Origin of the sequence: Pedococcus sp. 5OH_020 (genome assembly GCF_027812955.1) — a bacterium.
GTDB lineage: Bacteria > Actinomycetota > Actinomycetes > Actinomycetales > Dermatophilaceae > Pedococcus.
On record NZ_JAPYZV010000007.1, the window covers coordinates 13,757 to 38,464 of the forward strand.

Genomic DNA, 24,708 nt, shown 5'->3' on the forward strand with positions numbered 1-24,708 from the left:
CTAGCTCCCCGTCGCCGCGGCCAGGAGGGCTACGGCAGCGCCTCCGAGCGCCACCCTAGCCACGACCTGCGCCGGAACTGCCCATCGATCGACCGTGCCGAAGACCGCGTGGAGCGCCTCTCGGGACCGCACACGCGCCATGAGCAACGACGGTACGGCACGCACCACCCCGAACACCGCACCGATCGCGAACCCGACCTCCACGCGTCCGCTCAGCGTCGCGAGCAACACCACCGCGTACGTCGTCGCGCTCGTGACGATCGTGACCAGCCCGAACCCGAGCTGGGCACCGAAGCCGACGCCGTAGACCCAGCCGCGGTACCGGGTGAGCCACTGCTCGTCCACCTGTCGGCGCCACGACGGCACGCCAGCGCCACCGGGGCGCAGGTCGAGCGCCAGTCCCAGCAGGAGGAGGCCGCCTGCCGCGAGCAGCGCCCAGCGTGAGCCGCGGACTGCGTCCGGGAGAAGGCCGCCGAGTAGCGCGGCGAGGCCACCGAGAGCCAGACCGCCGGCCAGCGAGCCGACCAGGTATGCCGCGGTGGTCAGCCACCACCGGGAGCCGCGGGCCCGCTCACCGAGCGGGCTGATGCTGGAGAGCATCGACTCGCCTCAAGGCGACCACGTGGCGCGCACCGCCGCGACCACGGCCATGGGCAGCCCCAGGCCGAGCGCGAGAGTCGTCACCGACATGGTTCAGCGTCCGTGGTCCGCGTGGTCCGCGTGGTCCGCGTGGTCCGCGTGGTCCGCGTGGTCATGGTGGTCATGGTGGTCATGGTGGTCATGGTGGGCATGGCTGGCGTGGTCGTGATGGTGGCCGTGGTTGTGGTCGTGGTGGTGACCCTCGGTGTCCGGATGCTCGCCGTCCAGAACTCCGCCATCCAGAACTCCGCGATCCAGAGCCTCGACATCCGGCGACTGGAAGAGGCTGGGGTCGCCAGGTCGCAGGCCGGCGGCCAGCAGCTCCTCGTCCATCCGCGGGACGTTGTCGCGCTCGCCGCGGCCGAGGTCCTCGCCGACCAGCAGGCCGGGGCCGCTGCGGCCCGCGGCGGCACGGGCGTCCGCGCTGTCGGAGACGCCTTGCGCCATCAGGTCCCGCACCTGCGGCCAGGTCGTCGCCGAGCCCTCCCCGGTGATCCGACCGCCCTCCACGTAGACGAAGTAGGGGGAGCCCGGGATGTCGTAGTCGGTCCAGGCCCCCGAGGACTGCACGACCGGCAGGTCTCCGGCGAGCTTGCGAAGGCTCGGCACCGACTCCTCCTCCGGCCCCTTGGCTACCACGCGCAGGTCTCCGTTGCCCGGCACGTCGACCTCCTGCCTGAACTCCTGCCAGAACGTCTCGCAGACGCTGCATCCGCTCGTGAGAAACGCCAGCAGCGTCCGCGACCCGGGCGTCGTCACGGTCACGGTCGTCTCGGCACGGTCGAGGTCGGTGCCGACGATGTCGCGTGCCCGGGTCGACTCCTTCCTGCTGGCCGGGACGACGCCCGGCTCCAGCTCCACCGGGACCGGCCCCGGACCGCCTCCGGTCGTGGCTCGAGTCACCCCGGTGCCCGCTTCCTTCTCGAGCTCCAGGCCCGCACCCAGCTCGTGAAGCGCCTTGAGGATCAGGGCGTGGCTTCGCAGGAGCCCCAGGACCAGGACGCCGAGCAGGGCGATGGCGACGCCCTCGGCGACGACTGCAGCAAGCATGTTCAGCCCTTCGTGGTGCCGCGGATGGCGGCAGGGGAGACGGTGGGCAGGACGGCCATGACCTGCCAGGCCAGGAAGCCGACCAGCAGGGCGAGTGCCACGGTCGTCACGGTGGCGGCGTCGACGGCCGACCAGGCGCCCTGCGGTGGCTCCAGTGCGACGGCGACGCCCGTCAGCGCCGCAAGCCCGGTGAGCGCCGCATGCGTCCGCGTGGCCGGCGTGTCCGGCTTGCCGAAGCAGCCGCACGACCCGAGGATGCCGCCGCGCGTGAGGACCCGCACCACGAACGCCGTGAAGACCAGGTACGCCGTCGCGACCAGCGCCGCGCCGATCCGCCCGGGCGCCAGCACCGCCCAGCCACCCACCAGGACCTCGGCAGCGGCGAAGCCGCGCACGACCAGGCGGTTGGCCGGCAGCCCGGCGGCGCGCAGGGCCCGGACGAGGGGCATGGGGTCGGCGACCTTGGGCACTCCGGCCACGACGAGCAGCCCCGCCGCGGCGAGGAACGGTCCGGCAGCTACGTCCCACATACGAGGTCACCGTACCGGGCCACCGCCGACATCCCCATGCGAAACGGGGGCCGCGTCTCGACCGCCGGCTCACAGTGCCGTGTCGTCACGCGACCCCCGTTTCGGCAGACCTGGTGGTCGGTCCAGCAGACCTTGTGGTCGTCCAGGAGACCGTTGGTCAGTCGAGCCGGTCCTTCACCTCTTGCGGCTCGTTCCCGAAGCTGCCCGCGGTGCCGCCGAGCTCGTCGGTCGCGTCGCCGGTGCCGAGTGCCGGGCCCGATCCCGTGTCAGAGGCGGTGTCGAAGCTCGTGTCGCCGCTCTGTCCGCCGCCCAGGGAGTCCTTGGCGTCGCTCGCCTTCTCCTTCGCGGCCTCGGCGAGACCGCCGATCTTCTCGGTGGCCGAGTCGGTGCTCGAGCCCTGGCCGGTCGAGGGAGCGGTGTAGGGGTCGTCCAGCGGCGTGGCCCAGGGGTCCTCCCGGGGGGTCGTCTTCCTGAACGCGGCTACGGCAGCCGCAGCGGCGGCGACCAGGCCGAGGAAGATGAGCAGCCGACCCTTCTTGCGGCGGCGCGGCCGCGAGGCCACCGCCTCGCCCTTCAGGACGGCCAGCGCGTCGGGGGCTCGTTCGGCCGTCTCACCGGCGGTCGCCTTGGCAGCCGCGGAGGCGGCGGCCACGGCCGCGATGGCCTCGGCCACCTTGGGCAGCAGGCTGTCCACGATCGTGTCGCGGGCGGTGTCGACCTTGGGCGCCAGACTCTCCACGGCCCCCTGCAGCTTCGGCGCCGCCAGCTCGATGCCGTGGTCCACGTGGGGCTTCACCCAGTCCCGGGCGGCCTCCACGTGCGGCTTGCCCCAGTCCTTGGCGTGGCTCGCGCGGTCCTTGGCTATCTCAGCCGCGGGGGCGACCCGGTCCCGGAGCGCCGCGGCATACTCTGCGGCGGCCTGGACCGACGAGCTCGCCGCCTCGGTGGCCTGTTCGGTCTTGGTCTTGGTGCGGAACACCCGTGCCTCCCTCGTGATGCAGACATGACGTGCGTACGTGCTTCCGCGTCCATCCTGCCCTGTTTCGGCCACCGGGCAAGCCCGTGGGGGGTGCCCCGGGCCCGCGGACGTCCGCCAGCCGGCCCCCGCGACGGGCATGGAAGGATGAGGCCATGGACGTCACCCTGAAGACCAACCACGGCGACATCAACATCACGCTGTTCCCCGACCACGCGCCGAAGACCGTCAAGAACTTCGTCGGACTGGCCAAGGGGGAGCAGGAGTACCGCGACGACGCCGGTCGCACCAACCCGACGCCGTTCTTCGACGGCCTGATCTTCCACCGCATCATTCCCGGCTTCATGATCCAGGGCGGCTGCCCCCTCGGCCAGGGCATGGGCGGGCCCGGCTACACCTTCGACGACGAGATCAGTCCCGACAAGAACTTCACCAAGCCCTACATGCTGGCGATGGCGAACGCCGGCAAGCGGATGGGCAAGGGGACCAACGGCTCCCAGTTCTTCATCACCGTGGGCGACACCACCTGGCTGCAGGGCAAGCACACGATCTTCGGTGAGGTGTCCGACGGCCCCAGCCGAGAGGTCGTCGACAAGATCGCCGCGGTGCCCACGGGTGCGAACGACAAGCCCGTCGAGGACGTTGTCATCGAGTCGGTCGTGGTCCACGACTGAGCCGCCCTTCCGCAGCCAGGACGAGGTACCCGCATGAGTGAGCCCACGGCCTACCCGCAGCAGCAGACGACCCCCGTCTGCCCGCGGCATCCCGAACGGGTCTCCTACGTGCGGTGCCAGCGCTGCGGCCGGCCCGTCTGTCCGGAGTGCCAGCGGCCCGCGGCCGTGGGTGTGCAGTGCGTGGACTGCGTCCGCGAGCAGGCGCGGACCATGCGGTCGGCGACGACCGTCTTCGGCGGGCGGGTGAGTGACACCCCCAGGGTCTCCTACGGGATCATCGCCCTCTGCGTGCTCGTGTACCTGCTGCAGACGGCCCGGCCTGGGCTCACTCGCGACATCGCGTTCGTCCCGGTCCTCGGCCAGCACGAGCCGTGGCGGTTCCTCACCGCGGCCTTCGCCCACGCGACGGTCACCCACATCCTCTTCAACATGCTGGCGCTGTGGATGGTGGGTGCCCAGTACCTCGAGCGCCTCCTGGGTGGCGCGAGGTATGCGGCGGTCTACCTGGTCAGTGCGCTGGGTGGGTCGGTGGTCTACCTGCTCATGGCCTCGCCGCCGACCGCGGACTTCGCCACGGGCAGCGCCTGGCTGACCCCGACCGTAGGGGCGTCCGGCGCCGTCTTCGGGCTGTTCGGGGCGCTCCTGGTGCTGAACCGTCATCTCGGACGGTCCTCCGCCGGGATGTACGCGACGATCGGCATCAACGCGGTGATCGGCTTCATCGTGCCCGGGATCGCCTGGCAGGCCCACCTCGGCGGCCTGCTGACCGGGGCCGCGGTCGCGGCCGTCGTGGCGTGGACGACCCCGCCCGCACGCCGACGGCTGCAGTGGCCGGGCATCGGCCTGGTGCTGGTCATCCTGGTGTTGGCCGCCGTGGTGAAGTACGCGCTCACTCCGAGCGTCGTCCTGGTGGGCTGAGCAGGGGCAAAGCTGCCACCCCGGCAATGTCCCCTTTGTCCGTTCCTCTACGTCATTTGACGTATTACACGACTGTCATTCTGTCCCCAGGTGTGAACAACCCTGTGGAAAACAGTGCTGACGGGGGGAAGCCGACGGAAGGGGCCGTCAGCGCCACCGAGTGGTCATGGCGAAGCCGGCAAGCATGAGACCGAACCCGATCCCGAGGTTCCACCGGCCAAGGGACTCGAGCGGGAAGCGCTGGCTGGTGATGTAGAAGACCACGATCCACAGCAGGCCGACAACCATCAGGGCCAGCATCACCGGGACGAACCACGTCGGATTGCCTACCTTGGCCTTCGCGGGCTTGCTGGGCGGGGTGTAGGCGCGCTTCGCGCGGCCCTTGGACTCGGGCACGGAACACTCCTTGCAGGTCGAACGGCAGGTCGGACAGCAGTCGGAAAGGCGGTCGGACAGCAGCGGGGCCACCTCGACGTTTGGCATAGCGTAGTGCCATGGCACCACAGCGGCTGACGTGGCTGACACGCCGGCCGACGGCCTGGTCGGCGGTCGTGCCGCTCGTCGCCCTCGGCGCCGGGATCATGTTCGCCACCAGTGCCACCACGGCCAACGGCACCGACCTGCGCTCGTCCGGCGGCGACCTTCCGGGGCTGATCCGCGAGCAGACCCGCCGTAACGCGATCGCCGCCGAGCAGGTCCGCCGGCTGCGTGCCGACGTCGACGCGCTGTCTGCCGAGCAGGCGCCGGGCGACCTCAGGGTCACCCAGCTCACCAGGCAGGCCGACCGGCTCATGCTCGCAGCGGGCACCGAGGCCGTGACGGGGCCGACCGTGAAGGTCACGCTCACGGACGCCAAGTCGGTACCCGGCGTCCTACCGGACGACTTCACCGTCGACGACTATGTCGTCCACCAGCAGGACGTCCAGGCGGTGGTGAACGCACTGTGGCAGGGAGGCGCCGAGGCCCTGATGCTCATGGACCAGCGCGTCATCTCCACGAGCGCCGTACGGTGCGTGGGCAACACGCTGATCCTTCAGGGCAGGGTGTACTCCCCGCCCTACGTCATCACCGCGATCGGTAACCAGAGCGACCTCAAGGCTGCCCTGGACGCCAGCCCCACCGTCGGCATCTACAAGCAGTGGGTGCAGGCTGTCGGGCTGGGCTACGACGTCACGACGAGCCCTGAGCAGACTCTTCCGGCGTATGCCGGCTCGATCAACCTCAACAAGGCAAGGGCAGGTAGATGAAGCTGATGCGGTGGGGCCTCGGCCTCACGGGGGACCTGTTGGTCACGGCGGGCCTGCTTCTTCTGCTCTTCGTCGGCTGGCAGCTGTGGTGGACCGATGTCACCGCGAACCGGGCGCAGCACGGCACGGTCTCCACCCTGACCCGCGACTTCGCCGCAGCGCCGAAGGGCTCCACGACGCCTGCCTCCCAGACGCCGAAGCCGGTCGTCTTCGGGAAGGCGTTCGCCATCGTACGGATCCCCAGGTTCGGGGCCGACTACGCCCGTCCGGTGCTGGAGGGCACCAGTCGCGACATCCTCCAGGAGGGAGTCGGGCACTACGACGGCACGGCGCTGCCTGGGGACGTGGGCAACTTCGCGGTGGCCGGCCATCGCACGACGTACGGCCGGCCGTTCCACGACATCGACAGGCTCCGTGAGGGCGACGTGGTGGTCGTCGAGACGAGGACGGCATACAGCGTGTATGCCGTGAAGCGCCACGTCATCGTGGCGCCGACCGCGGTGGACGTGATCGCGCCGGTGCCCCAGAGGCCCGGCGCCAAGCCCACCCAGCGATGGATGACGATGACCGCCTGCCATCCCAAGTACTCTGCCGCCCAGCGGTATGTCGTCTTCGCCGAGCTGGTGAGGACGTACCCCCACGCCGAGGGCCTGCCCGCGGGCACTCTGGCGGCCCCGAAGGGAGACTGACCCATGCTGTACGCCGCGATCTGGCGCGCCCTGCCTGGGCCGCTCGTCGTCAGGCTGCTCCTGGCTGTGGCGCTCGCGTTCGCCGTGGTCGCCTTCTGCTTCCTGTGGCTCTTCCCCCGGATCGCGCCCCTCATGCCGTTCAACGACAACACCGTTGACCCGTCGGCCACCGGCGTGCACCTGATGGACGTGAGGGCAGCCCGATGAGCCGGATCCTGGTCGTCGACAACTACGACAGCTTCGTCTTCACCATCGTGGGGTACCTGCAGCAGCTCGGCGCCGAGTGCGAGGTACGGCGCAACGACGAGGTGGCGCCCTCCGACGGCGCCGACTTCGACGGCGTCCTCATCTCGCCGGGGCCCGGTACCCCAGAGGAGGCCGGTGTGTCGCTGGCCATGATCGAGGCGTGCGCTGAGCGGCGCCAACCGATGTTGGGTGTGTGCCTCGGTCACCAGGCGCTCGGGGTGGCGATGGGTGCCACGGTCGGTCGCGCGCCCGAGCTCCTGCACGGCAAGACCTCACGGGTCAGACATGACGACACGGGTGTGCTGTCGGGTCTCTCCAGTCCGTTCACGGCGACGCGGTACCACTCCCTGACGATTGACCCCCAGACGGTTCCCGAGACGCTGGTGGCCAACGGGCACACCGAGTCGGGCATCATCATGGCGGTCCGCCACCGTGACCTGCCCCTGCACGGGGTCCAGTTCCATCCCGAGAGCGTGCTCACCGAAGGTGGTCATCGGATCCTGGCGAACTGGCTGCAGCTTTCCGGGCAGGAGGACGCGGTGAGCCGCTCGGAGGGCTTGAGCCCACTGGTGCGCGACGCCAAGGGCGTGGCCCGCGCGGTCGCCGCCGACTGAGTCGCTACTTCTCCCCAGCGTCCTCCAGGAACGCCAGGACCCGCTGGCTCAGCAGCGCCGTCGCGTCTGCGTCGTACGCCGCAAGAGAGCTGTCGGCGAAGAGGTGCTGGTCACCCGGGTAGAGGAACAGCTCGGCGCTGGTGCTCTGGTCGACGAGCGCGCGGGCGGCGTCGATGTCGCCGTCGTCCACGAAGAACGGGTCGGCCTCCATGGCGTGGATCTGCACGGGCACGTCCTGCGGCCAGGAGTCACCGAACTCCGACACGGCCACACACGCGTGGAAGAGCAGCGCACCGCGCGCGCCCAGCCGGGTCTGGGCCAGCTTCTGCGCCGGCAGGACGCCGAGCGAGAACCCGCCGTAGACCACCTCCGGCGGCAGGCCCTCGACGGCGGCGACGGCCCGCTCGAGCACCGTGTCGAACCCCAGCTGACGGACGTGGGCCATCCCGTCGTCTATGGACTCGAACGTGCTGCCCTCGAAGAGGTCGGGCACATGCACCATGTGGCCGGCCTGGCGCAGCCCCTCGGCGAACGCGACCACCCCGGGGGTCAGGCCTTGCACGTGGTGGAAAAGGACTACCTCAGCCATCTGCTGCCCCTCTGCTCCTGAACCGAGACCGACCTACCGAGCCCTCCCGGGACGAGGACTGTAGAACGAGAACGAGCACTGTAGAACCAGGACTGTAGAAGGAGCCGCCGACAGCGCGCAGCCTCAGGGCTTGGCGGTCGTGGTGGCGGTGGCCGTAGGCGTCCCCGGTGGAGTAGCGGTGGTCGTCGTGGGCGAAGGGCTGCGGGTGGCCGTGGTCGGCGGCGCGGCGGTCGTCGTCACCGTGGTCGGGGTGGGGAGTGCCGGCTGGGCGACGGTGAGGGAGACCGTCGTGCCGTCGGCCACCTTGCTGCCGGCCTTGACGCTCTGCTTCAGCACGGTGTTCTCCGGTTGCGTGCTGGGCACGTACGTCGTCTTGGCGCGCAGGCCGGCGTTGCCGAGGGCGTCGACCGCGTCGTTGCGGGCCTTACCGACCACGTCGGGAACCGTCACGAGCCCGGACGACACGTTCAGGGCGACCTTGCTGCCGACGGCCACGCTGGAGCCCGGGTCCGGACTGGTCGAGACCACCTTGCCCTCGTCTATGCCGCTGTCGTCGACCTTCGTGACGGCGCCTACCCCGAGCCCCAGGTTCCCGAGGAACGTCTTGGCCTCGTCGAGGCTGTACCCCTTGAGGTCAGGGACCTCGGCGGTGTCGGGACCGGCGGACACGCTCAGGTCTACCTTGGAGCCGCGGTCGACCCGCTCGTCGGCGCCTGGGCTCTGCTCGACGACGTGGCCGACCTCCTTGGAGCTGGCCACCTGGGTCGCTTCCGGCACGAGCCCCGCGGCGCGGACGGCAGCCTCGGCCGTCTCGACCGGCAGGTCGACGACCGACGGCACGGCGACCTGCGCAGAGCCCTGCGGGGGGCGGTCCAGCAGCCCCTTGCCGGCCAGCACGAGCAGCACCAGAGCACCGACGACGGCCATCACGAGCAGCACGTAGGCCAGGCCCCGGCGTCGTCGCGGCTCGTCGTCGGGATCGTGGCCGATGGCGGGCAGGGACGCGGTGTTGCTGCGATCGCCGACGGGGGCAGGAGTCTCGTACGCGCCGTCCGAAGGGATCACCGTGGTGGCGCCTGCGGACCCGGCCGACCCGATCGCGCCTCCCGCTCCCCGAGCCGCCGCGGCGGCGGCGGCAGCCACGCCCGCACCGAGAGCCACGGTGGCGTCGGCGCCCTGCACCGCAGTGCCCCGCGCTCCGTCACTGATGGGCCGCCCGAGGCGCGCCGCCTGCAGGTCGGCCCGGAAGGCGGTGGCGTCCTGGTAGCGCGCTTCACGGTCCTTGTTGAGGGCGTGCAGCACCACGGCGTCGAGCGCATGCCCGACCTCGGGGTTGAACGAGGAGGGGCGGGGCGGGGGCTGACCGACGTGCTGGTACGCGATGGCGACCGGCGAGTCGGCCTGGAACGGGGGACGCCCGGTGAGCAGCTCGAAGAGCAGGCACCCGGTGGAGTACAGGTCCGAGCGGTTGTCGACGTGGTGCCCCTGCGCCTGCTCCGGTGAGAGGTACTGGGCAGTGCCGATAACTGCCTGGGTCTGAGTCATCGTGGCGTTGGCGTCGGCCACGGCGCGGGCGATGCCGAAGTCCATGACCTTGATGCCACCGTGGGGGGTCACCATGACGTTGGCCGGCTTGATGTCCCGATGGACGATCCCCATCCGGTGGCTGTACGCCAGGGCGTCGAGGATGCCCTCGGTGATGCGGGCAGCCTCCGCGGGGTCCAGTGGGGACCGCTCGTTGAGCACCTCGCGGAGGGTTCGCCCCTCGACGTACTCCATGACGATGTACGGCACGGGCACGCTGGCGCCGCCCGCCTCGACCAGCTTGTCCTCGCCCGAGTCGTAGACGGCGACGATGGACGCGTGGTTGAGGCCCGCGGCGGACTGTGCCTCACGGCGGAAGCGGTTGAGGAACGAGGTGTCCCGGGCCAGGTCGGACCGGAGCATCTTGATGGCGACGGGCCGCGAGAGCCTCGTGTCGTAGCCGAGATGGACCTCTGCCATCCCGCCGCGGCCGATGAGCTCGCCGACCTCGTAGCGGCCTCCGAGGAGGCGCGGTGCGGTCACTTCTTCTTTCCCCCTTTGCCGGCGCCGTTGCCCGGGTGTGGTGCGGGCGTCGACGACGGCGACGTACGGACAGCACCCGGGGCCGGGGCTGCCGTGGCTGTGCTGATGGTCTTCCGGAAGGCGGTCTGGCGCAGCCGCGAACCTGCCTGACGCGCGCTCACCGGCCCAGCACCGCTTCCATGACTGCCTTGGCGATGGGCGCGGCCACGCGGCCACCGACCGCCTCGTTGCCGGCGTTGCCGCCGTCCTCCACGACGACCGCGACGGCGACCTTGGCGTCCACGGCCGGCGCGAACCCGGTGAACCACGCGTGCGGAGCCTGGCCGACGGCGTGCTGCGCCGTGCCCGTCTTGCCTGCGACGTCGATGCCCGGGATCTGGGCCGCCGTGCCGGTCCCGCTCTCCACGACCTTCTGCATCATCCGCGTCAGAGCCGTGGCCGTGTCGGTGGAGACGGCGTGGGACAGCTCCCGTGGTTCGGGCTCGTCCAGCACCTCCAGCTCCGAGGAGGTCACCTTCTTCACCAGGTGCGGCATCATGACGACCCCGCGGTTGGCCACCGCGGCGGAGATCATGGCGACCTGCAGGGGGGTGACCCGGACGTCGCGCTGCCCGATGGCGGACTGGGCCAAGGACGGCGGGTCGAGGTTGCTGGGAATCGTGCTGGGCGTCACGGTCATCGGGATGGCGAGCCGGTCTCCGATGCCGAACTTCGACGCCTGGTCGACCAGGTCCTTCGCTCCGAGCTGCAGCCCCAGCCAGCCGAACGCGGTGTTGCACGAGATCTCCAACGCGTGCGTCAGCGACGTCTTGCCGTCGGGGCCACAGGGCTGTCGGTCGTCGTTCGGCAGGGGGGTGGAGGTCTGCGGCAGCTTGAGGGTCGCCGGGCCGGGGATCCGGCTCTCCTCGGTGAACTTCCCGGACTCGAGGGCCGCGGCGGACGTCACGATCTTGAAGGTCGAGCCCGGCGGGTACAGGTTCCCGGCGATGGCCCGGTCCACCATCGGTCTCGCCTGGTCGGCGTTGAGCTTCTTCCAGGCGGTCGTCACCTTGGTCGTGTTGTGGCTGCTCAGTACGGAGGGGTCGTACGTCGGGTGGCTGACCAGGGCGAGGATCTCGCCGGTCGAGGGGTCCAGGGCCACCACGGCGCCGCGCTGGTTTCCCAGCGCCTTGTCGGCGGCCGCCTGCGCCTTGGGGTTGAGGGTGAGCTCCAGGCTCGCGCCCGTCTGGTCCTTGCCGGTCAGGATGTCGGAGACCCGGCGGTAGAACAGCTTGTCGGAGGCGCCGGACAGGAGGCTGTCCTCGGCGCCCTCGATCCCTCCACCGGCGCCGTAGGTGAAGGAGTAGAAGCCCGTGACGTGGGCGTAGAGCTCGCCCTGCGGGTACGTGCGGAGCCACTTGAGCTCGTCCTTGGTGGCGGTCGACTTGGCGACCGGGCGGCCGTCGACGAGGATCTGGCCGCGCTCGCGGGCGTAGTTGGCGAGCAGCGTGCGTCGGTTTCCGGGGCGTTCCTGCAGGGACTTGGCCTGGACCACCTGGATGAACGTCGAGGAGATGAGCAGCGCGGTGAAGAGCAGGGCCACCACGACCGACATACGCCGGATCGGTGCGTTCATCGCATACTCACCAGCTCGGTCTTGGCCTCGCCCGGCGACCGTGCGCCCTGGACCGGGTCGATCACGGGGCGCCGTGCCTGGTCGCTGATCCTCAGGAGGATCGCCACGAGAGACCAGTTGGCCAGCAGGCTGGACCCCCCGTAGGACAGGAACGGCATGGTGAGACCAGTGAGCGGGATGACCCGTGTCACGCCTCCGACGACGACGAAGCACTGCAGGGCCACCGAGAACGCCAGCCCGGTGGCGAGCAGCTTTCCGAAGCCGTCGCGGACGCCCAGCGCCGTCCGCAGGCCACGCTCGACGAGCAGGACGTACAGCATGAGCAGGGCGAAGAGCCCGACGAGCCCGATCTCCTCGCCGAAGCTCGGCACGATGAAGTCGGACTCGGCGAAGTAGGTCAGGTCAGGACGCCCCCGGCCGAGGCCGGTGCCGAGCAGGCCACCGGCCGCCATACCCATGAGGCCCTTGGCGATCTGGTCGGACTGGCCGGGCGCGAACGGGTCGAGCCACAGGTGGACGCGGGCCTGGACGTGGCCGAAGACCAGGAACGCCAGGTAGGCGCCCGCGCTGAAGAGGGCAAGGCCGATGGCGATCCAGGAGATCCGCTCGGTGGCGACGTAGAGCATGCACACGAACAGGCCGAAGAGCAGCAGGGAGGACCCGAGGTCCGTCTCGAAGACCAGCACGAGCAGGGACAGCACCCACGCGACCAGGATCGGGCCGAGGTCACGCGCCCGGGGCAGCGTCAGGCCGACGATCTTGCGTCCCGCCAGCGAGAGCGCGTCCCGGGTCTGCACGAGATATCCGGCGAAGAACACCGCCAGGGCGATCTTGGCCACCTCGCCGGGCTGGAACGTGAAAGGTCCCAGGCCGATCCAGATGCGGGAGCCGTAGACGCTGCGCCCGATCCCGGGCACCAGGGGCAGGACCAGGAGCAGGAAGGCCACGACCGCCGCCGTGAAGGTGTACCGCCGAAGGGTGCGGTGGTCGCGAACGAGGAACAGCACTGCGGCGGCGATGGCGACCGCCAGGGCGCTCCAGGTCAGCTGCTTGAGAGCCAGCCCTTCGGCCAGCGTCCTGCCGTGGGCCAGGTCGAGGCGGTGGATCATGACGAGCCCCAGCCCGTTCAGCAGGGTGACGATGGGCAGCAGGAGCGGGTCGGCGTACGCGGCCCTCCAGCGCAGCAGCAGGTGGAACGCCAGCGAGATGGCGAGCAGGCCGGCACCGTGCGTGGCCAGGTCCGGAGGGAACGTCCCCGAGACCGAGAGGCTGACGTCGACGTAGGCGAGGACGACGATCCCGACAGCGAGCAGCAGGAGGGCAAGCTCGACGTTGCGGCGGGTCTTGGGGGCGAAGCTGGAGATCGTCGTCATGGTGTCGTGCCGGTGGTGGGGGTGCGGACCGGTGGCGTGTTCGTCGGGTTGCTGTGCGCCGTAGTGCTCTCCGTGGTGCTGGGTGTCGTGGTCGTCGTGGAGCTCGTGGCGCTCTCGGTGCAGGGGTCCCCGGTGGCCCTGCTCGCGGCGCACCTGTCGGCCTCCACGCGAAGCTCCTCGACGAGCGCCTGGGCGTCGCGCTTGGTTGCCTTGGAGATGGTGTCCTGCACCTTGCCGCGGTAGAAGTCGGGCAGGTCTGCCACGGCCACGTCGGACTGGGACGCGACGTGCGACAGCTTGAGTGGCCCCACGTCCTGGGAGACACCCTGGAACACGGCCACTCTGCCGTCGTTGCTGCCGACGAACCACTGGTGCTGCGACCAGTCGTATGCCGCGTAGGCGCCGCCGGACACGACGACGAGGGCAAGCATCACCAGTGCGGCCGCGCGCAGCCATCTACCGGTGCGGGACCGGGGTGCCTCCTCGGCCAGCGTGAAGGAGTCGTCGTTCTCGCCGGCGGCCTGCCGGGACAGGGCGGCGGCCTTGGCGGCTGGCGTGACCGGGACGGGCCGGGTGCCCTTGTGACGGCTCGAGGCGGCACCCACGATCTGGGGCTGCGTCGAGAGCGAGGCCGGCTTGGTGGCGTCCGTGACGTCACCCACCACGACGGTGACGTTGTCCGGTGCGCCGGCCTTCAAGGCCAGGTCGACGAGACGGTCGGCGGTCGGTCCGGGCGGGTCGCCGGCAGTGGCGATGTCGGCGATGGTGTCCGTCGCGACGTAGTCGGTCAGGCCGTCCGAGGCGATGAGGTAGCGGTCGCCGATCCGAGCCTCTCGCACCGTGATGTCCGGCTCGTCGTCCTCGTGACCTGTGAGCACGCGCGTCACGAGCGAGCGTTGCGGATGGCCGATCGCCTCGTCCTCGCTGATCCGGCCCTCGTCGACGAGGCTCTGCACGAAGGAGTGGTCCTTGGTGATCTGGGTCAGCTTGCCGTCGCGGGCGAGGTAGGCGCGCGAGTCGCCGATGTGCGCGAGCACCAGCTTGTTCTGGGAGCGCAGGATCGCGATCAGCGTCGTTCCCATACCGCGCAGGCTGGGGTCGTGCTGCACCATCTCCGCCAGCTGCTCGTTCGCGGAGGTGATGCGGTGCTGCAGGGCACGGGTGGCCTCACTGCTGCCGAGCGCCTCCCCGTCGAGGTCGGCCAGGGCCCCGATGACGACCGAGGAGGCGATGTCACCGCCGGCGTGCCCGCCCATGCCGTCCGCCATGGCAAGCAGGCGTGGACCGGCATACCCGGAGTCCTGGTTCTCGGATCGGACCATGCCCACGTCGGAACGCGCGGCATAGTCGAAAGCGAAGGGCATCGTCGTCGTGCCTTATCGCCGCAGCTCGATGACGGTCTTGCCGATGCGCAGCGCGGCGCCCGCCTCCACCGGGCGGGCGCTGGTGAGCCGCTCCTGCCCCAGGAAGGTTCCGTTGGTCGACCCCAGGTCCTCGACGAACCAGGAACCGTCCTGGTGGAACACGCGTGCGTGCCGGCCGCTGGCGAAGTCGTCGTCGAGCACCAGCGCGCACTCGGGGTTGCGGCCGATCACCGTTCCGGCCTCGCGCAACGGCAGGGTCGTCCCGGTCAGGGGTCCCTGCGTGACGACCAGCGTTCGCGGCGCCGTGGAGTGGGGCTGACGTCTGCCGGGCCGGCCGCCGTCCGCCGCCGTCCGCGCGGGCTGGCGCTTCGGTGGAGTGGACCTGCGGGGCGTACGGCTCACGACGCGGGTGCCGTAGATGTCGCCCCGGAGCACACCGACGACGCTGAAGACGAAGACCCAGAGGAGAACGAGCAGACCCAACCGGATGATCGTGAGGGTGAGTTCACTCATGCGTGGCGTTCACCGCCGCCCGCCGCGGTAGATGACGGAGGTGCGCCCCACCGTGATCCGGTCCCCGTCGGAGAGGCGCTGGCTGGTGACCCGCTCGCTGTTGACGAACGTGCCGTTGGTGGAGCCGAGGTCGCGGATGCTGGCGACCAGATGGGGGCCGTCGTTCGTGACCCGGACCTCGCTGTGCCGCCGGGAGATCCCGGGGTCGTCGAGGATGATGTCGGCGCTGTCGTCGCGCCCCAGGACGGTGAGGGCGCCCATCAGGGGATAGCGCTCGCCGTCGACGTCGAGCCATGGCCGGTCGGCGGGGTTGGTCCGGCGGGCGGGCGGCGGAGGCTGGGGAGCCTGGTGCCGCTGGGTCGGCTCGAGGCCGTCGTCGACCGGCTGCGGTCGAGGCGTATGCCGCTCGGCGGGCAGGGCGGCACCCGCCGCCTGCGCCACCCCGGGCATCGCACCGGGGGCTGGCCCCGCGCCATACCCGTCCTCCGGGTGCCCCGCAGGGGATCCTGCTGGCGGACCTGGTCGCCGAGCGGTGGAGGTGCGCAGGCGGAAGACACCGGTCTCCAGGTCGTTCGCGCTGGAGAAGGTCACCCGAAGCGGGCCCCCGGGCTGGTAGCGCTGCGACTCGGCGTGCTCCTGCGCTGCGGCGATGAGCTCCTCCTCGAGCTGCTCGTCGTAGCCCGCCAGGCGCTCGTAGTCGGTGTCGGACAGCTCGACGGTGAAGAGGTTCGGCACGATCGTGCGGCCCTGGCCCACGATGGCGGCGCGGTCGTCCATGGCCCGGCGGATCGCGCTGGCGATCTCCACGGGTTGGACCTCGGACTTGAAGGCGCGCGCGAAGGCACCGTTGACGGCACGCTCTAGGCGTTGCTCGACCCGGTCGAACAGTCCCACCGCTCGGCCTCCTTCTGTGACTGGTTCTTGATCGTAACCGGCTGGGCTGGGTGCACTCGGCACACGCGCCGCCCGGCATCTTGACGACGAGGTGCAGCGTCCTGGGCTCGCGCCGGCCCGTCGTCAGGGGGTCGGGCGTCCCCGCCGGGGCGGTTTGGAGTTCCAGCCCGCCATGCAGCACACTGTTCACCGCGCGCGAGTGGCGGAACGGCAGACGCGCTGGCTTCAGGTGCCAGTGTCCGAGAGGGCGTGGGGGTTCAAATCCCCCCTCGCGCACGCAGGAGTGGGGTTTCCCTACGACCCCGGCCGGGTGGCCCGACGAGAGTCGGACCGCCCGGCCGGGGTCAGGTCCGGACCCGGCCGGCAGTCCGACGCGGCGGTTCCCAGGCTCAGCCGGGACGAGGACCTCACCGAGGACGAGCGCGACTCAGGCCTGGACGGCGAACCCTGCTGTCCACGGGATCTTCTCTGCGGCCGCGAGGGTGATCTGCAGGAACCCGAGCGCCTCCAGCTCGCGGGCCCGGCTCAGGGAGCCGGCGTCGATGGCGCGCAGGCCCCCCGCCGTGACGATCTCAGCCAGCTGGGACTTCGCCTCGGCGTCGTCGCCGGCGATGAGCACCGCCGTCGGCTGGTCGCCGATAGAGCCGGAGGCCAGCGTGGCCGCGAAGTTGGTGTTGAAGGCCTTCACGACCCGGGAGCCGGACAGCGCCGCGGCGATCTCGGCAGCGGCCGAGGAGTCCGCTGGCACGGTGAGGGAGTCGAAGGTCTCGAAGTTCAGGGGGTTGGTGATGTCGACCACGACCTTGTCGGCCAGCTGGTCACCACGCTGCTTCAGTACCTCCCTCACGGCGGGGTACGGCACCGCCAGGACGACGATCTCGCCGCTGACAGGCTTGTCGGTGTCCTTGCTGCCGAGGAGCTCTACGGTGTTGCCACCCTTCTCGACGATGCCGGCGATTGCGGAGCCCATGTTGCCTTTGCCCAGGATGCTGACGGTCGTCATGACGCTCTCCCTTGGTCGCTCGACGACCACCGTGGTCGTCGCTACACCGAATCTACGACCGGCATGACGTGGAAGGGCACCTGTCGTTCGTCAGCTGCTCCGCAGGCGGTAGGTCAGTACGGCGTTGCCGGCAGAGGTGACGGCGCTGTCGACCAGCTCCAGGCGCGTCGTCGGCACCGTCTCGTCGAAGAGGCGTCGGCCCTCGCCGACCGCGGGGTGGACGGTCAGCGTCAGGGTATCCACGACCCCTGCCAGGAACAGGCTGCGGACAGTCTCGATCCCGCCCGCCACCAGGATGTTCCCGCCGTCGCCGTCCTTCAGCGACTGCAGGTACCGCACCGGCTCACCGCCGACCACGGTGCTGTTCCACCCCGGATCGCCCTCGAGCGTCGAGGAGATGACGTGCTTGCGCACCGGGTTGATGAAGGCGGCGAAGGGGTCGCCCTCGGCTGCGGACGGCCAGTACTCCGACCACTCCTGCCACAGCGTCCGGCCGAGGACGACGTCGGTCGCGCCGCTGATCGCCCTGCCCATGAGCTCCATCTCCTCGGGGCCGAAGGCGTCGAACTGGAAGGTGTTCGGGGCCTCGACGACCCCGTTCACGGCGCTGAAGAGATGGGCGCTGACGTTGCGTGACATGTGGTGCCTCCTTGGGTGCGGTGCGGTCAGCCAACAGACCGGGCGGATGGCCGGAACTCATCGCGCCGAGCGTCTGCCCCGTGCGTCTCGCCCGGAGGGCCTGTCGCTGCAAGGCAACCTACCTACGTCGGCGGCGACTTGGGCGCACCCTCTGGGGGCGCCACCTCGGCACCGCCTCCAGGCGTCGGGGGGCGCCGGAAGGGCGGGCGGGTTAGCGTCGGCGGATGACGCTGCTCAGTACGACGATCCGGGCTACCCACCTCGTGACGAATGCGGCCTGGTTCGGGGGCTCGCTCATGGCGGCGGTCGGTCTGCACCCCGCTGCCGAGAAGGCCGACCGGCCGGCGGACCGGACCCAGGTCGTCAGCACGGGCTGGGAACGCTGGGGTCCGGTGCAGGGGGCAGCCATGGGGCTTCACCTGCTCAGCGGGCTGGCGATCCTCGCCGACAACCGGAACCGCGTCCGGCGCCACCGCTCCACGCAGGCCACGACGGTGGTCAAGACGGTGCTCACCGCCGGGGCCGTGGGTGCGACCGCGTGGGCGTACCTGGACGGTCACCTCAGTGGAGAGCTGGCCGGTGACGACGGTGCCGAGCGGTGGCGGAGCCCGCGCGAGCAACTGGAGCTGCGCAAGCTCAGAGACCGCCTGCGTTGGCTGCAGTGGGTCACTCCCGCACTCACCGGCGCGATGCTGGTCGCGGACTCCGCGCTCGGCGAGGAGCAGCGCGGTACGGCCGGCCTGTTGGACCGCCCCTTCGGCCGCTGAGGCAGCGGGAGGGGCTCAGAGCCGTCCGGTGGTGATCCACTCACAGGCGGTGTGGAGGGCCTCCCACCCGTCCGTACCCAGCACCGTGCTGAAGGTGTCGCGGTACGCGGCCTGCGGGTCGTGGAACGTGGCGCACCACGTCTGGCCCTTGCCCTCCACCGAGAGGACTGCGCGGCGCAGCAGGGTGCAGGAGGAGACCTCCACCCGCATCGACCCGCCGCCCCCGGTCTCCCGGCGGACGCAGAAGGCATGTCCCGCCACGATGTCGGTGCACCGTGCCGCCTCGGCGGCCCGGGCCTTGGCGCGGTCATGCTGGGCCTGCGAGGCGTTGCCCATGGACAGCGCCAGGGCCGATCTCGCGGGCGACACGTTGGCGACGGTGCGGGCGCGCGCCGCGTCCTCCAGGGCGGCCTCCCGGTCCATCCAGGTGCGCGTGACGTCTGCTGCCAGCTCTGCCCGCGCCTGTGGCGAGGCGTGGGCGACGTACCAGCTGTTGTCGTAGAGACGCTCGATGACCGTCATGGCGAAACCCCCTGCAAGGTGACGTTGATGCGGTCCGGGCCCGTAGGACGGTTTCCCGGTCCTCCCAATGCTGCTGGCAGGTGACGCACGGGGCATCACCCAGGCGCGGGCGCGCGTGCTCCACCAGCCGGACGAGGGCGCATTTGCGACTACGGTCGTTTGGCGGTGTTTCTCGGATTTCGGCCCTGGTTGGCCGTGCGGTGGCGCTCCGGGTCACCTCGGCGCATAGTGGAGAAAGGGCCGCGGCGAGTGCCCGCGGCAGGTCAAGTGGGGTTGCCATGAGGGCTGTGAGTGATTCGTTCGGAACGTTGCCGGACCTGGTTCCCGTGCTGTCCGCGGGTCGGCACCGGAACGCGCGCAAGGGCGCGTGCTTCATGGAGATGGCGTCGTTCCTCGCAGGTGAGCGATGGAGCGACCATCCCACCTGTACCCATCCGTTGCTCGCGTCCTTGGCCCGCCTGGTCAACGACTCGCTGAGCGACGACGACCGTCCCCGCATCGCCGGGTTCATCCCCGATGTGGTGGGCCTGACGAGCGCGGACGTGGAGATCGACGTGGCGATCGCGACCCGGGCCGCCGCAGCGGCGCTGCCAGTCGCCCCGGCCACGCGCCAGAACGTCCTGGCGGTGGGCCTGCTCACCTCCCAACGGATGGTGGCGACCCTGCCCTCGCCGGAGCCGGCTCTGGAGGAGCTCTGCCGCACGGCGTTCGCCTGCGCTCCGCAGGCACGCGCCTGGGCCGAGCGCTATGCCCGTGACGCCAGGGTCAGCGAACGTACCTTCCGTCGGCAGACTGCGCCGCACATCGTGTCGTATGCCGTCGAAGGCATCGCGGTGGCGTGTGTCGCAGACCCGGCCGACCGCCTCGTCACCTTGCTGGAGGACACCATCCGCGACACCGCCACGCGTATCAGGGCCCGCGGCGAGCGCCGGGCCGACATGCCGCTGGAGGCGCCGGTGCGGCAGTAGCTCGAGAGGGGCCGGCTCAACCCCAAGTCGGCCCCAAGTGACTCACAAGCGCTCCGGCGCAGCCTGTTCCGCATACCCACCACTGCGGAACAAGGAGTCACACCATGACCATCGAGCTCACCACCCCCACCTCCCGCGCCGCCTCGCTGCGCGGTCTGTGCGCCGGTGCCGTGCACCTGCCCGGCGATCCGGGGTACGACGCGGCCCGGCTGCCCTGGAACGTCGCGCTCGACCAACGCCCGGCCGCCGTGGTCGGCGTGCTTCGAGAGCCTGTCGAAGCCCGCGCCGCACGCGGTGAGGATCGGGTCGATCTGCTCGTGCTCGGACCCCATGGCCTCCAGGACCCGGGGGCCGTCCTCGTCGGCACGCTGCAGGAGCGCCGGCCACAGTCCGGCGTCCTCTCCGCTGTGGTGGTGGTGCAGGACCTCGGAGAACAGGTCCCAACGGTCGGCGAGCGCCTTCCAGCTGTCCCGGTCGGTTGCCGGGGTGGCCTGAGCGGCTGCCGCGAAGGCTGTCAGGTCACGGCGGAAGCCGTGATGCATGACGTACATCATCATCATGTCCACCGGCCCTGGGTGGGCGGCGGTCTGGCCCGGGAAGGTGAGCTGTTCCGGCCAGCGGTGGGCGGTGGCGGTCGAGGCGGTGGTCGAAGGGGTTGTCATGGTGGTGGTCCTTTCCGGTTCTGGTCGGGACCAGAGTGCGGGCGCCCGGTTGCAGACCACTTGGGGCTGGCTTGGGGCCGGCCTGCCGGCGGACGTGGGGTCCTACCTGCCGCGCGCGGCCTGGCGTCGCAGGAGCGGAGGAAGGTACGCAGCCCCCGGGGCGCTTGCGGACCGCGCCGCGAGGTCGCTGGGGTTGGAGATCGCACACTGCTTGAGCGACAGGCAGCCGCAGCCTATGCAGGAGTCGAGCTTGTCCCGCAACGCCTCCAGGGCAGCCATCTGCTCGTCCAGCCGGGTCCGCCAGTGGGCCGAGATCCGGTGCCAGTCCGACTTGGTCGGGGTCCGGTTCTCAGGGAGCTGGACCAGCTCCTCCCGAATCTCGTCGAGGGTGAGGCCCACATTGCTCGCGGCGCGGATGAAGGCCAGCCGTCGCAGCACGCTCCGGCGATACCGGCGCTGTCCACCCGAGGTCCGAGCCGACTGGATCAGGCCCTGCTCCTCGTAGTAGCGCAGTGCGGAGGCGGCGAACCCGCTACGCCGAGCCACCTCGGAGACCGTCAGGACGTCGGTCGGCTCCATACTGCTCCTCCCCTGGGGGGTTGACTTCAAGTCCACTTTAACTCTGACCATGGGAAGGAGACAGACGACCAGCATCGGAGGACCACCATGCACACCGCACTTGTGACCGGCGGGTCGGCGGGGCTCGGCCTCGCGCTCACCCGTGGTCTGGCGCTGGAGGGCTGGCACGTCGTCTCGGATGGCCGTCACCACGACCGTCTGGCCGGGGCTGCCAGCACCGACCCCGGTGACGTTCGGGACCGCCTCATCCGCGTGGCCGGTGACGTCACCGACGCGGAGCATCGTCGTGAGCTGTCTCGGCTGGTGGCGCTGACCGGACGCCTGGACCTCCTGGTCCACAACGCCAGCACGCTCGGGCAGACCCCGCTCCCGGCCCTGGCGGAGGTCGACCTGCGTGCGCTGGCCCAGGTGTGGGAGACCAACGTCGCAGCTCCCCTGGCCCTCACCCAGGCCCTCCTTCCGCTGCTGCGGGGCTGCCGCGGCGTCCTGCTCAGCATCTCCTCGGACGCGGCGGTGGCGCACTACGAGGGTTGGGGGGCGTACGGGGCGTCGAAGGCAGCGCTCGACCACCTCACCCTGACCCTGGGAGTGGAGAACCCGGAGCTGGCCGTGTACGCCGTCGACCCGGGTGACATGCGTACCGCGATGCACCAGGCCGCCTTCCCGGGCGAGGACATCAGCGACCGCCCACCACCGGAGTCGGTCGTCCCCCAGCTGCTGGAGCTGCTTCGTCGTCGGCCCGCCAGCGGACGGTACAGAGCGGCGGATCTCCGCACTGGTCCTGCAGCCGCCGCGAGCGAGGTCCAGGGCCCTCCCTCAGCGGGGTGGTCGGTGTGAGCATCCTGTCCGTGGCTCCACTGACTCGGTCGGAGGGTCCCCTGGACATGACGGCCCCCGCGCCCCCCGAGGAGCGCGGGCTGGCGCGGGACGAGGTGAGGTTGCTCGTGGCAACGGAGGAGGGGCTGACCCACGCGACGTTCCGCGACCTTCCCGCCTTCCTCAAACCCGGTGATCTCGTCGTAGTGAACAACTCCGCCACGGTGGCCGCTCAGCTCGACGCGGTCCTCCTTGGCCGCGGCCCCGTGGTGGTGCATGCTGCCACCCACCTGGACGACGGAACGTGGCTGGTCGAGCTTCGTACCTCGCCCGCGGCCGACCGGCCCATCCTGGACGCCCTGCCGGGCGACCGGCTGGAGCTGCCTGCTACGGGGCAGCTGACGCTCCTCGGCCCTTATCGCCGGACCGGCGCCTCACCAACGGGTGAGGGCAACCGGCTCTGGCACGCGGCCCTGAGCGGACCCACGCCCTTGGAGCAGCAACTGGCTCGCCATGGACGCCCGATCGCCTACGGCTACCTCGACGGTGGCTACCCCCTGGCGTCGTACCAGACGGTCTTCGCAGCCTGTCCCGGAAGCGCCGAGATGCCCAGTGCGGGGCGGCCCTTCAGCCACGAGCTCGTCACGCGGCTGGTCGCCCGCGAGATCGGCGTCGCGACGGTGACCCTGCACGCCGGCGTGTCCTCGCAGGAGGCGGGCGAGACACCCCTGCCAGAGCGGTTCGCGGTGAGCGCACTGACCGCGCGCCTCGTCAACGCGACCCGCGCCGAGGGAGGACGGGTCATCGCAGTCGGGACGACCGTGACGCGTGCTCTGGAGTCCGCTGCGGGACCGGACGCCATGGTGGTGGGGCGCCGAGGCTGGACGGAGCGCGTGGTCACCCGCCACGACCCGCCGCGGGTTGTCGACGGCCTCGTGACCGGGTGGCACGACCCCAAGGCGTCACACCTGCTGCTCGTCGAGGCCGTGGCGGGACCTGCGCTGGCCCAGCGTGCCTACGACGAGGCTCGGATCGCGGGGTACCTCTGGCATGAGTTCGGTGACTCTGCGCTGTTCCTGCCTCCTCGGCAGTGACACGAGCGCACGACGAGCCGCCGGGCGAGCGGTGGAGGCCACCACTCGCCCGGTTGCACGCGGTCCTCGTTGTCAGTGCGCTTAGTGCGCCCGGCGTCGGGCGGACCGCGTCACGACCAGGCCGAGCACGGCCAGGGCAGTGCCCCCCAGCAGCAAGGGCCAGACCAGTGCGCCCGTGAAGGCGAGCCGGTCGCTGGTGGAGCCTGGTGTCGCCACTGCCGTGGTGCCGGTGACCACAGTGGTGCTCGCGCCGGTTACGTCCGTACCTGCGGAGGTGGAGGGGAGGGTCTCGGTCGTCGTGCTGGACGTCGAGGCAGTCACCTCCGGTGAGGTGGTGCTCGAGGTGGAGCTGGAGGGTGCGGTGGCTTTTGTCGTGCTGGTGACCGGAGCGGTCGTGGTGGGAGGCGGCGTCGCTGTGGTCGTGGTGACGGTCGGCCCCGGGGTGGTCGCCGTCGGCGTGGCGGTGGGGATGGCTCCGCTGCCTGTGCCGCTGGCGTCCGTCCGCACGACGGTGCCCTGCACGGGCGTCCCGGCGCCGTTCAGGGTGACAGTCCCGCGGTTGGTGTACGTCGAGAGCGTCGGGTCGACGACCTCCGCCTGCACCCAGAGCTCGGTGTACTCCCCGGCCGGCACGCCGGTCCATCGGGCCGTCGCTTGGAGCGGCGTGCAGTGCACCTCGGCGGGGTGGGCGGCGTCGTCCGTGGGGTCGACGATGGTGCTCACCGCGTCCAGCGTCCGTCCGATGCGCGCCCGTACAGAGCTGCAGTCCAAAGCCAGTCCAGGGTCGGGAGTGTCCGTGAGGACGACCGTCGTGGTGGCCGCCGTCGTGCCGGGGCCGGCCACCACCGTCTGGGTCCGGTCCTGGGCGCCGTCCGTCCACCACATCGCCTTGCTGGCCTGCGTACGGTCGGGACCGCAGCGCTCGCTGCACGGCGGCCCGGTCTGCAACGGCACGCGGATGATGTCCGCACCCACCTGGAACTCCAGGTCCTCCTGCCCGCCGGTGGTGGTCGCGACGAGCTGCGTCGTGAAGGCACAGGTTCCGTGGACGTCGGTGGGATGGGTGGTCACATAGTCCGAGAGCGTGAAGGTGACCAGCCCGCCGGTGGAGACCTGCGCCCGGGCCACGACCTGCCCGTCGGGCGCCTTCAGGGAGAACTGGGTTGCCCCAGACCAGCGCAGCTGGTCGGGCAGCCGCAGGGTGAAGGTGTCGCCTGGTGCAGACCCGTCCGGGACTGCCCACTGGCACGTGAAGTCGACCTGGTCGTACTGGGAGGTGTGGCTGGCCGTGGTCTGGATCCCGGTGATGCCGCCACTGATGACGGTGCCGAGCGCGGTGCCGCCGCCGAAGAGGATGGTCCCGAGGACGACGAGCACGGCGACCAGCGCGAGCCGGCCTGGTCCGCGGGGTGTGGTGCTGCGGGGTGTGGTGCCGCGCGGTGTGGTGCTGGCTGGTGTCGTGTTGGCTGGTGTGGTGCTGGCTCGAAGGACTTCCGACCGGCGTCGGCCGGGCGCGCGAAGTTGATGGGTCACTGCAGCTCCTTGGGCTTGATGGACAGACTTCACTGTGGGGTGAGACGCTCAAAGGCCGCAAAGGTGACGAAAGGTGATCATCCGGACGCAAAGGGCATCGTGTGGCGCAGGTCACCTATGCGGGGCG

The 24,708-nt window shown here is 70.8% G+C and carries 27 protein-coding genes, 1 tRNA gene and 1 pseudogene; 11 read left to right on the top strand and 18 right to left on the bottom strand.

The window, feature by feature from the left end:
• From PHA84_RS13685 to PHA84_RS13700, 4 genes are all read right to left on the bottom strand, one after another.
• Nucleotides 1-600 (bottom strand): hypothetical protein, encoded by a 600-nt coding sequence (locus PHA84_RS13685; RefSeq protein ID WP_270888679.1) that lies wholly within the window; start codon nt 598-600, stop codon nt 1-3.
• A 93-nt stretch (nt 601-693) separates the two neighbouring features.
• The gene (locus PHA84_RS13690; RefSeq protein ID WP_270888680.1) at nt 694-1,689 is read right to left on the bottom strand and encodes a hypothetical protein; all 996 of its coding nucleotides are present in this window, start codon (nt 1,687-1,689) and stop codon (nt 694-696) included.
• 2 nt (nt 1,690-1,691) lie between these two features.
• Nucleotides 1,692-2,219 carry a MauE/DoxX family redox-associated membrane protein gene (locus PHA84_RS13695; RefSeq protein ID WP_270888681.1) on the bottom strand — a complete coding sequence of 176 codons (528 nt, stop codon included), beginning with the start codon at nt 2,217-2,219 and terminating at the stop codon, nt 1,692-1,694.
• Between the two features lie 157 nt (nt 2,220-2,376).
• Nucleotides 2,377-3,198: a hypothetical protein gene (locus PHA84_RS13700; protein WP_270888682.1), complete on the bottom strand. Its 822-nt coding sequence runs from the start codon at nt 3,196-3,198 to the stop codon at nt 2,377-2,379.
• A 152-nt stretch (nt 3,199-3,350) separates the two neighbouring features.
• Between PHA84_RS13700 and PHA84_RS13705 the strand changes: the two genes are divergently transcribed.
• Both PHA84_RS13705 and PHA84_RS13710 read left to right on the top strand, forming a co-directional pair.
• Nucleotides 3,351-3,869, top strand: a complete 519-nt coding sequence (locus PHA84_RS13705) for a peptidylprolyl isomerase (protein ID WP_270888683.1) — start codon at nt 3,351-3,353, stop codon at nt 3,867-3,869.
• A gap of 33 nt (nt 3,870-3,902) precedes the next feature.
• Nucleotides 3,903-4,787, top strand: coding sequence for a rhomboid family intramembrane serine protease (locus tag PHA84_RS13710; protein ID WP_270888684.1), 885 nt, complete (start codon nt 3,903-3,905; stop codon nt 4,785-4,787).
• A gap of 147 nt (nt 4,788-4,934) precedes the next feature.
• Here the strand turns inward: PHA84_RS13710 and PHA84_RS13715 are convergent, their stop codons facing one another.
• Nucleotides 4,935-5,183 (bottom strand): cell division protein CrgA, encoded by a 249-nt coding sequence (locus tag PHA84_RS13715; protein WP_270888685.1) that lies wholly within the window; start codon nt 5,181-5,183, stop codon nt 4,935-4,937.
• Nucleotides 5,184-5,281: 98 nt separating this feature from the next.
• Between PHA84_RS13715 and PHA84_RS13720 the strand changes: the two genes are divergently transcribed.
• The 4 genes from PHA84_RS13720 to PHA84_RS13735 are packed head-to-tail and all read left to right on the top strand — an operon-like array spanning nt 5,282 to nt 7,583.
• Nucleotides 5,282-6,034 carry a DUF881 domain-containing protein gene (locus PHA84_RS13720; RefSeq protein ID WP_270888686.1) on the top strand — a complete coding sequence of 251 codons (753 nt, stop codon included), beginning with the start codon at nt 5,282-5,284 and terminating at the stop codon, nt 6,032-6,034.
• Nucleotides 6,031-6,723 carry a class E sortase gene (locus tag PHA84_RS13725; RefSeq protein ID WP_270888687.1) on the top strand — a complete coding sequence of 231 codons (693 nt, stop codon included), beginning with the start codon at nt 6,031-6,033 and terminating at the stop codon, nt 6,721-6,723. Before PHA84_RS13720 ends, PHA84_RS13725 begins: the two co-directional genes overlap by 4 nt.
• A 3-nt stretch (nt 6,724-6,726) precedes the next feature.
• Entirely contained in the window at nt 6,727-6,930 is a 204-nt protein-coding gene (locus PHA84_RS13730; RefSeq protein WP_270888688.1) for a hypothetical protein, read from the top strand.
• On the top strand, nt 6,927-7,583 hold the full coding sequence (locus PHA84_RS13735; RefSeq protein ID WP_270888689.1) for an aminodeoxychorismate/anthranilate synthase component II: 657 nt from the start codon (nt 6,927-6,929) through the stop codon (nt 7,581-7,583). The genes PHA84_RS13730 and PHA84_RS13735 overlap by 4 nt, the downstream gene beginning before the upstream one ends.
• Before the next feature lie 4 nt (nt 7,584-7,587).
• On the opposite strand, the gene PHA84_RS13740 is transcribed toward PHA84_RS13735, so the two are convergent.
• The 7 genes from PHA84_RS13740 to PHA84_RS13770 form a co-directional block, all read right to left on the bottom strand.
• Nucleotides 7,588-8,172, bottom strand: coding sequence for a dienelactone hydrolase family protein (locus tag PHA84_RS13740; protein WP_270888690.1), 585 nt, complete (start codon nt 8,170-8,172; stop codon nt 7,588-7,590).
• Between the two features lie 123 nt (nt 8,173-8,295).
• Nucleotides 8,296-10,239, bottom strand: coding sequence for a Stk1 family PASTA domain-containing Ser/Thr kinase (gene pknB, locus PHA84_RS13745; protein ID WP_270888691.1), 1,944 nt, complete (start codon nt 10,237-10,239; stop codon nt 8,296-8,298).
• Between the two features lie 157 nt (nt 10,240-10,396).
• Nucleotides 10,397-11,854: a peptidoglycan D,D-transpeptidase FtsI family protein gene (locus tag PHA84_RS13750; RefSeq protein WP_270888692.1), complete on the bottom strand. Its 1,458-nt coding sequence runs from the start codon at nt 11,852-11,854 to the stop codon at nt 10,397-10,399.
• Nucleotides 11,851-13,227 carry an FtsW/RodA/SpoVE family cell cycle protein gene (locus PHA84_RS13755; protein WP_270888947.1) on the bottom strand — a complete coding sequence of 459 codons (1,377 nt, stop codon included), beginning with the start codon at nt 13,225-13,227 and terminating at the stop codon, nt 11,851-11,853. The genes PHA84_RS13750 and PHA84_RS13755 overlap by 4 nt, the downstream gene beginning before the upstream one ends.
• The gene (locus tag PHA84_RS13760; protein ID WP_270888693.1) at nt 13,224-14,591 is read right to left on the bottom strand and encodes a PP2C family protein-serine/threonine phosphatase; all 1,368 of its coding nucleotides are present in this window, start codon (nt 14,589-14,591) and stop codon (nt 13,224-13,226) included. The genes PHA84_RS13755 and PHA84_RS13760 overlap by 4 nt, the downstream gene beginning before the upstream one ends.
• A 12-nt stretch (nt 14,592-14,603) precedes the next feature.
• On the bottom strand, nt 14,604-15,104 hold the full coding sequence (locus PHA84_RS13765; protein ID WP_270888694.1) for an FHA domain-containing protein FhaB/FipA: 501 nt from the start codon (nt 15,102-15,104) through the stop codon (nt 14,604-14,606).
• 9 nt (nt 15,105-15,113) lie between these two features.
• Nucleotides 15,114-15,998, bottom strand: a complete 885-nt coding sequence (locus PHA84_RS13770; protein ID WP_270888695.1) for an FhaA domain-containing protein — start codon at nt 15,996-15,998, stop codon at nt 15,114-15,116.
• Between the two features lie 193 nt (nt 15,999-16,191).
• Here PHA84_RS13770 and PHA84_RS13775 point away from each other — a divergent pair.
• Nucleotides 16,192-16,274 (top strand) — tRNA-Leu (locus PHA84_RS13775).
• Nucleotides 16,275-16,425: 151 nt separating this feature from the next.
• Here the strand turns inward: PHA84_RS13775 and PHA84_RS13780 are convergent.
• The gene (locus PHA84_RS13780) at nt 16,426-17,001 is read right to left on the bottom strand and encodes an NADPH-dependent F420 reductase (RefSeq protein ID WP_270888696.1); all 576 of its coding nucleotides are present in this window, start codon (nt 16,999-17,001) and stop codon (nt 16,426-16,428) included.
• Between the two features lie 90 nt (nt 17,002-17,091).
• Nucleotides 17,092-17,640, bottom strand: coding sequence for a dihydrofolate reductase family protein (locus PHA84_RS13785; RefSeq protein WP_270888697.1), 549 nt, complete (start codon nt 17,638-17,640; stop codon nt 17,092-17,094).
• Between the two features lie 224 nt (nt 17,641-17,864).
• Here PHA84_RS13785 and PHA84_RS13790 point away from each other — a divergent pair, with 224 nt between their 5' ends.
• Complete coding sequence (locus PHA84_RS13790) at nt 17,865-18,407, top strand: hypothetical protein (RefSeq protein ID WP_270888698.1); 543 nt, start codon at nt 17,865-17,867, stop codon at nt 18,405-18,407.
• Nucleotides 18,408-18,422: 15 nt separating this feature from the next.
• Here the strand turns inward: PHA84_RS13790 and PHA84_RS13795 are convergent, their stop codons facing one another.
• On the bottom strand, nt 18,423-18,929 hold the full coding sequence (locus tag PHA84_RS13795; protein ID WP_270888699.1) for a hypothetical protein: 507 nt from the start codon (nt 18,927-18,929) through the stop codon (nt 18,423-18,425).
• A 287-nt stretch (nt 18,930-19,216) separates the two neighbouring features.
• On the opposite strand from PHA84_RS13795, the gene PHA84_RS13800 reads away from it, so the two are divergent.
• On the top strand, nt 19,217-19,897 hold the full coding sequence (locus tag PHA84_RS13800; RefSeq protein ID WP_270888700.1) for a hypothetical protein: 681 nt from the start codon (nt 19,217-19,219) through the stop codon (nt 19,895-19,897).
• Between the two features lie 344 nt (nt 19,898-20,241).
• Here the strand turns inward: PHA84_RS13800 and PHA84_RS20805 are convergent.
• Together PHA84_RS20805 and soxR are read right to left on the bottom strand one after the other, a co-directional pair.
• Nucleotides 20,242-20,559, bottom strand: a pseudogene (locus PHA84_RS20805) (hemerythrin domain-containing protein); the annotation flags it as partial.
• 102 nt (nt 20,560-20,661) lie between these two features.
• Nucleotides 20,662-21,138, bottom strand: coding sequence for a redox-sensitive transcriptional activator SoxR (soxR, locus tag PHA84_RS13805; RefSeq protein ID WP_270888701.1), 477 nt, complete (start codon nt 21,136-21,138; stop codon nt 20,662-20,664).
• 87 nt (nt 21,139-21,225) lie between these two features.
• Between soxR and PHA84_RS13810 the strand changes: the two genes are divergently transcribed.
• Nucleotides 21,226-21,975 (top strand): SDR family NAD(P)-dependent oxidoreductase, encoded by a 750-nt coding sequence (locus tag PHA84_RS13810; protein ID WP_270888702.1) that lies wholly within the window; start codon nt 21,226-21,228, stop codon nt 21,973-21,975.
• Nucleotides 21,972-23,048 (top strand): S-adenosylmethionine:tRNA ribosyltransferase-isomerase, encoded by a 1,077-nt coding sequence (locus PHA84_RS13815; protein WP_270888703.1) that lies wholly within the window; start codon nt 21,972-21,974, stop codon nt 23,046-23,048. Before PHA84_RS13810 ends, PHA84_RS13815 begins: the two co-directional genes overlap by 4 nt.
• Before the next feature lie 81 nt (nt 23,049-23,129).
• Here the strand turns inward: PHA84_RS13815 and PHA84_RS13820 are convergent, their stop codons facing one another.
• On the bottom strand, nt 23,130-24,581 hold the full coding sequence (locus PHA84_RS13820) for an Ig-like domain-containing protein (protein ID WP_270888704.1): 1,452 nt from the start codon (nt 24,579-24,581) through the stop codon (nt 23,130-23,132).
• Nucleotides 24,582-24,708: the final 127 nt, after the last annotated feature.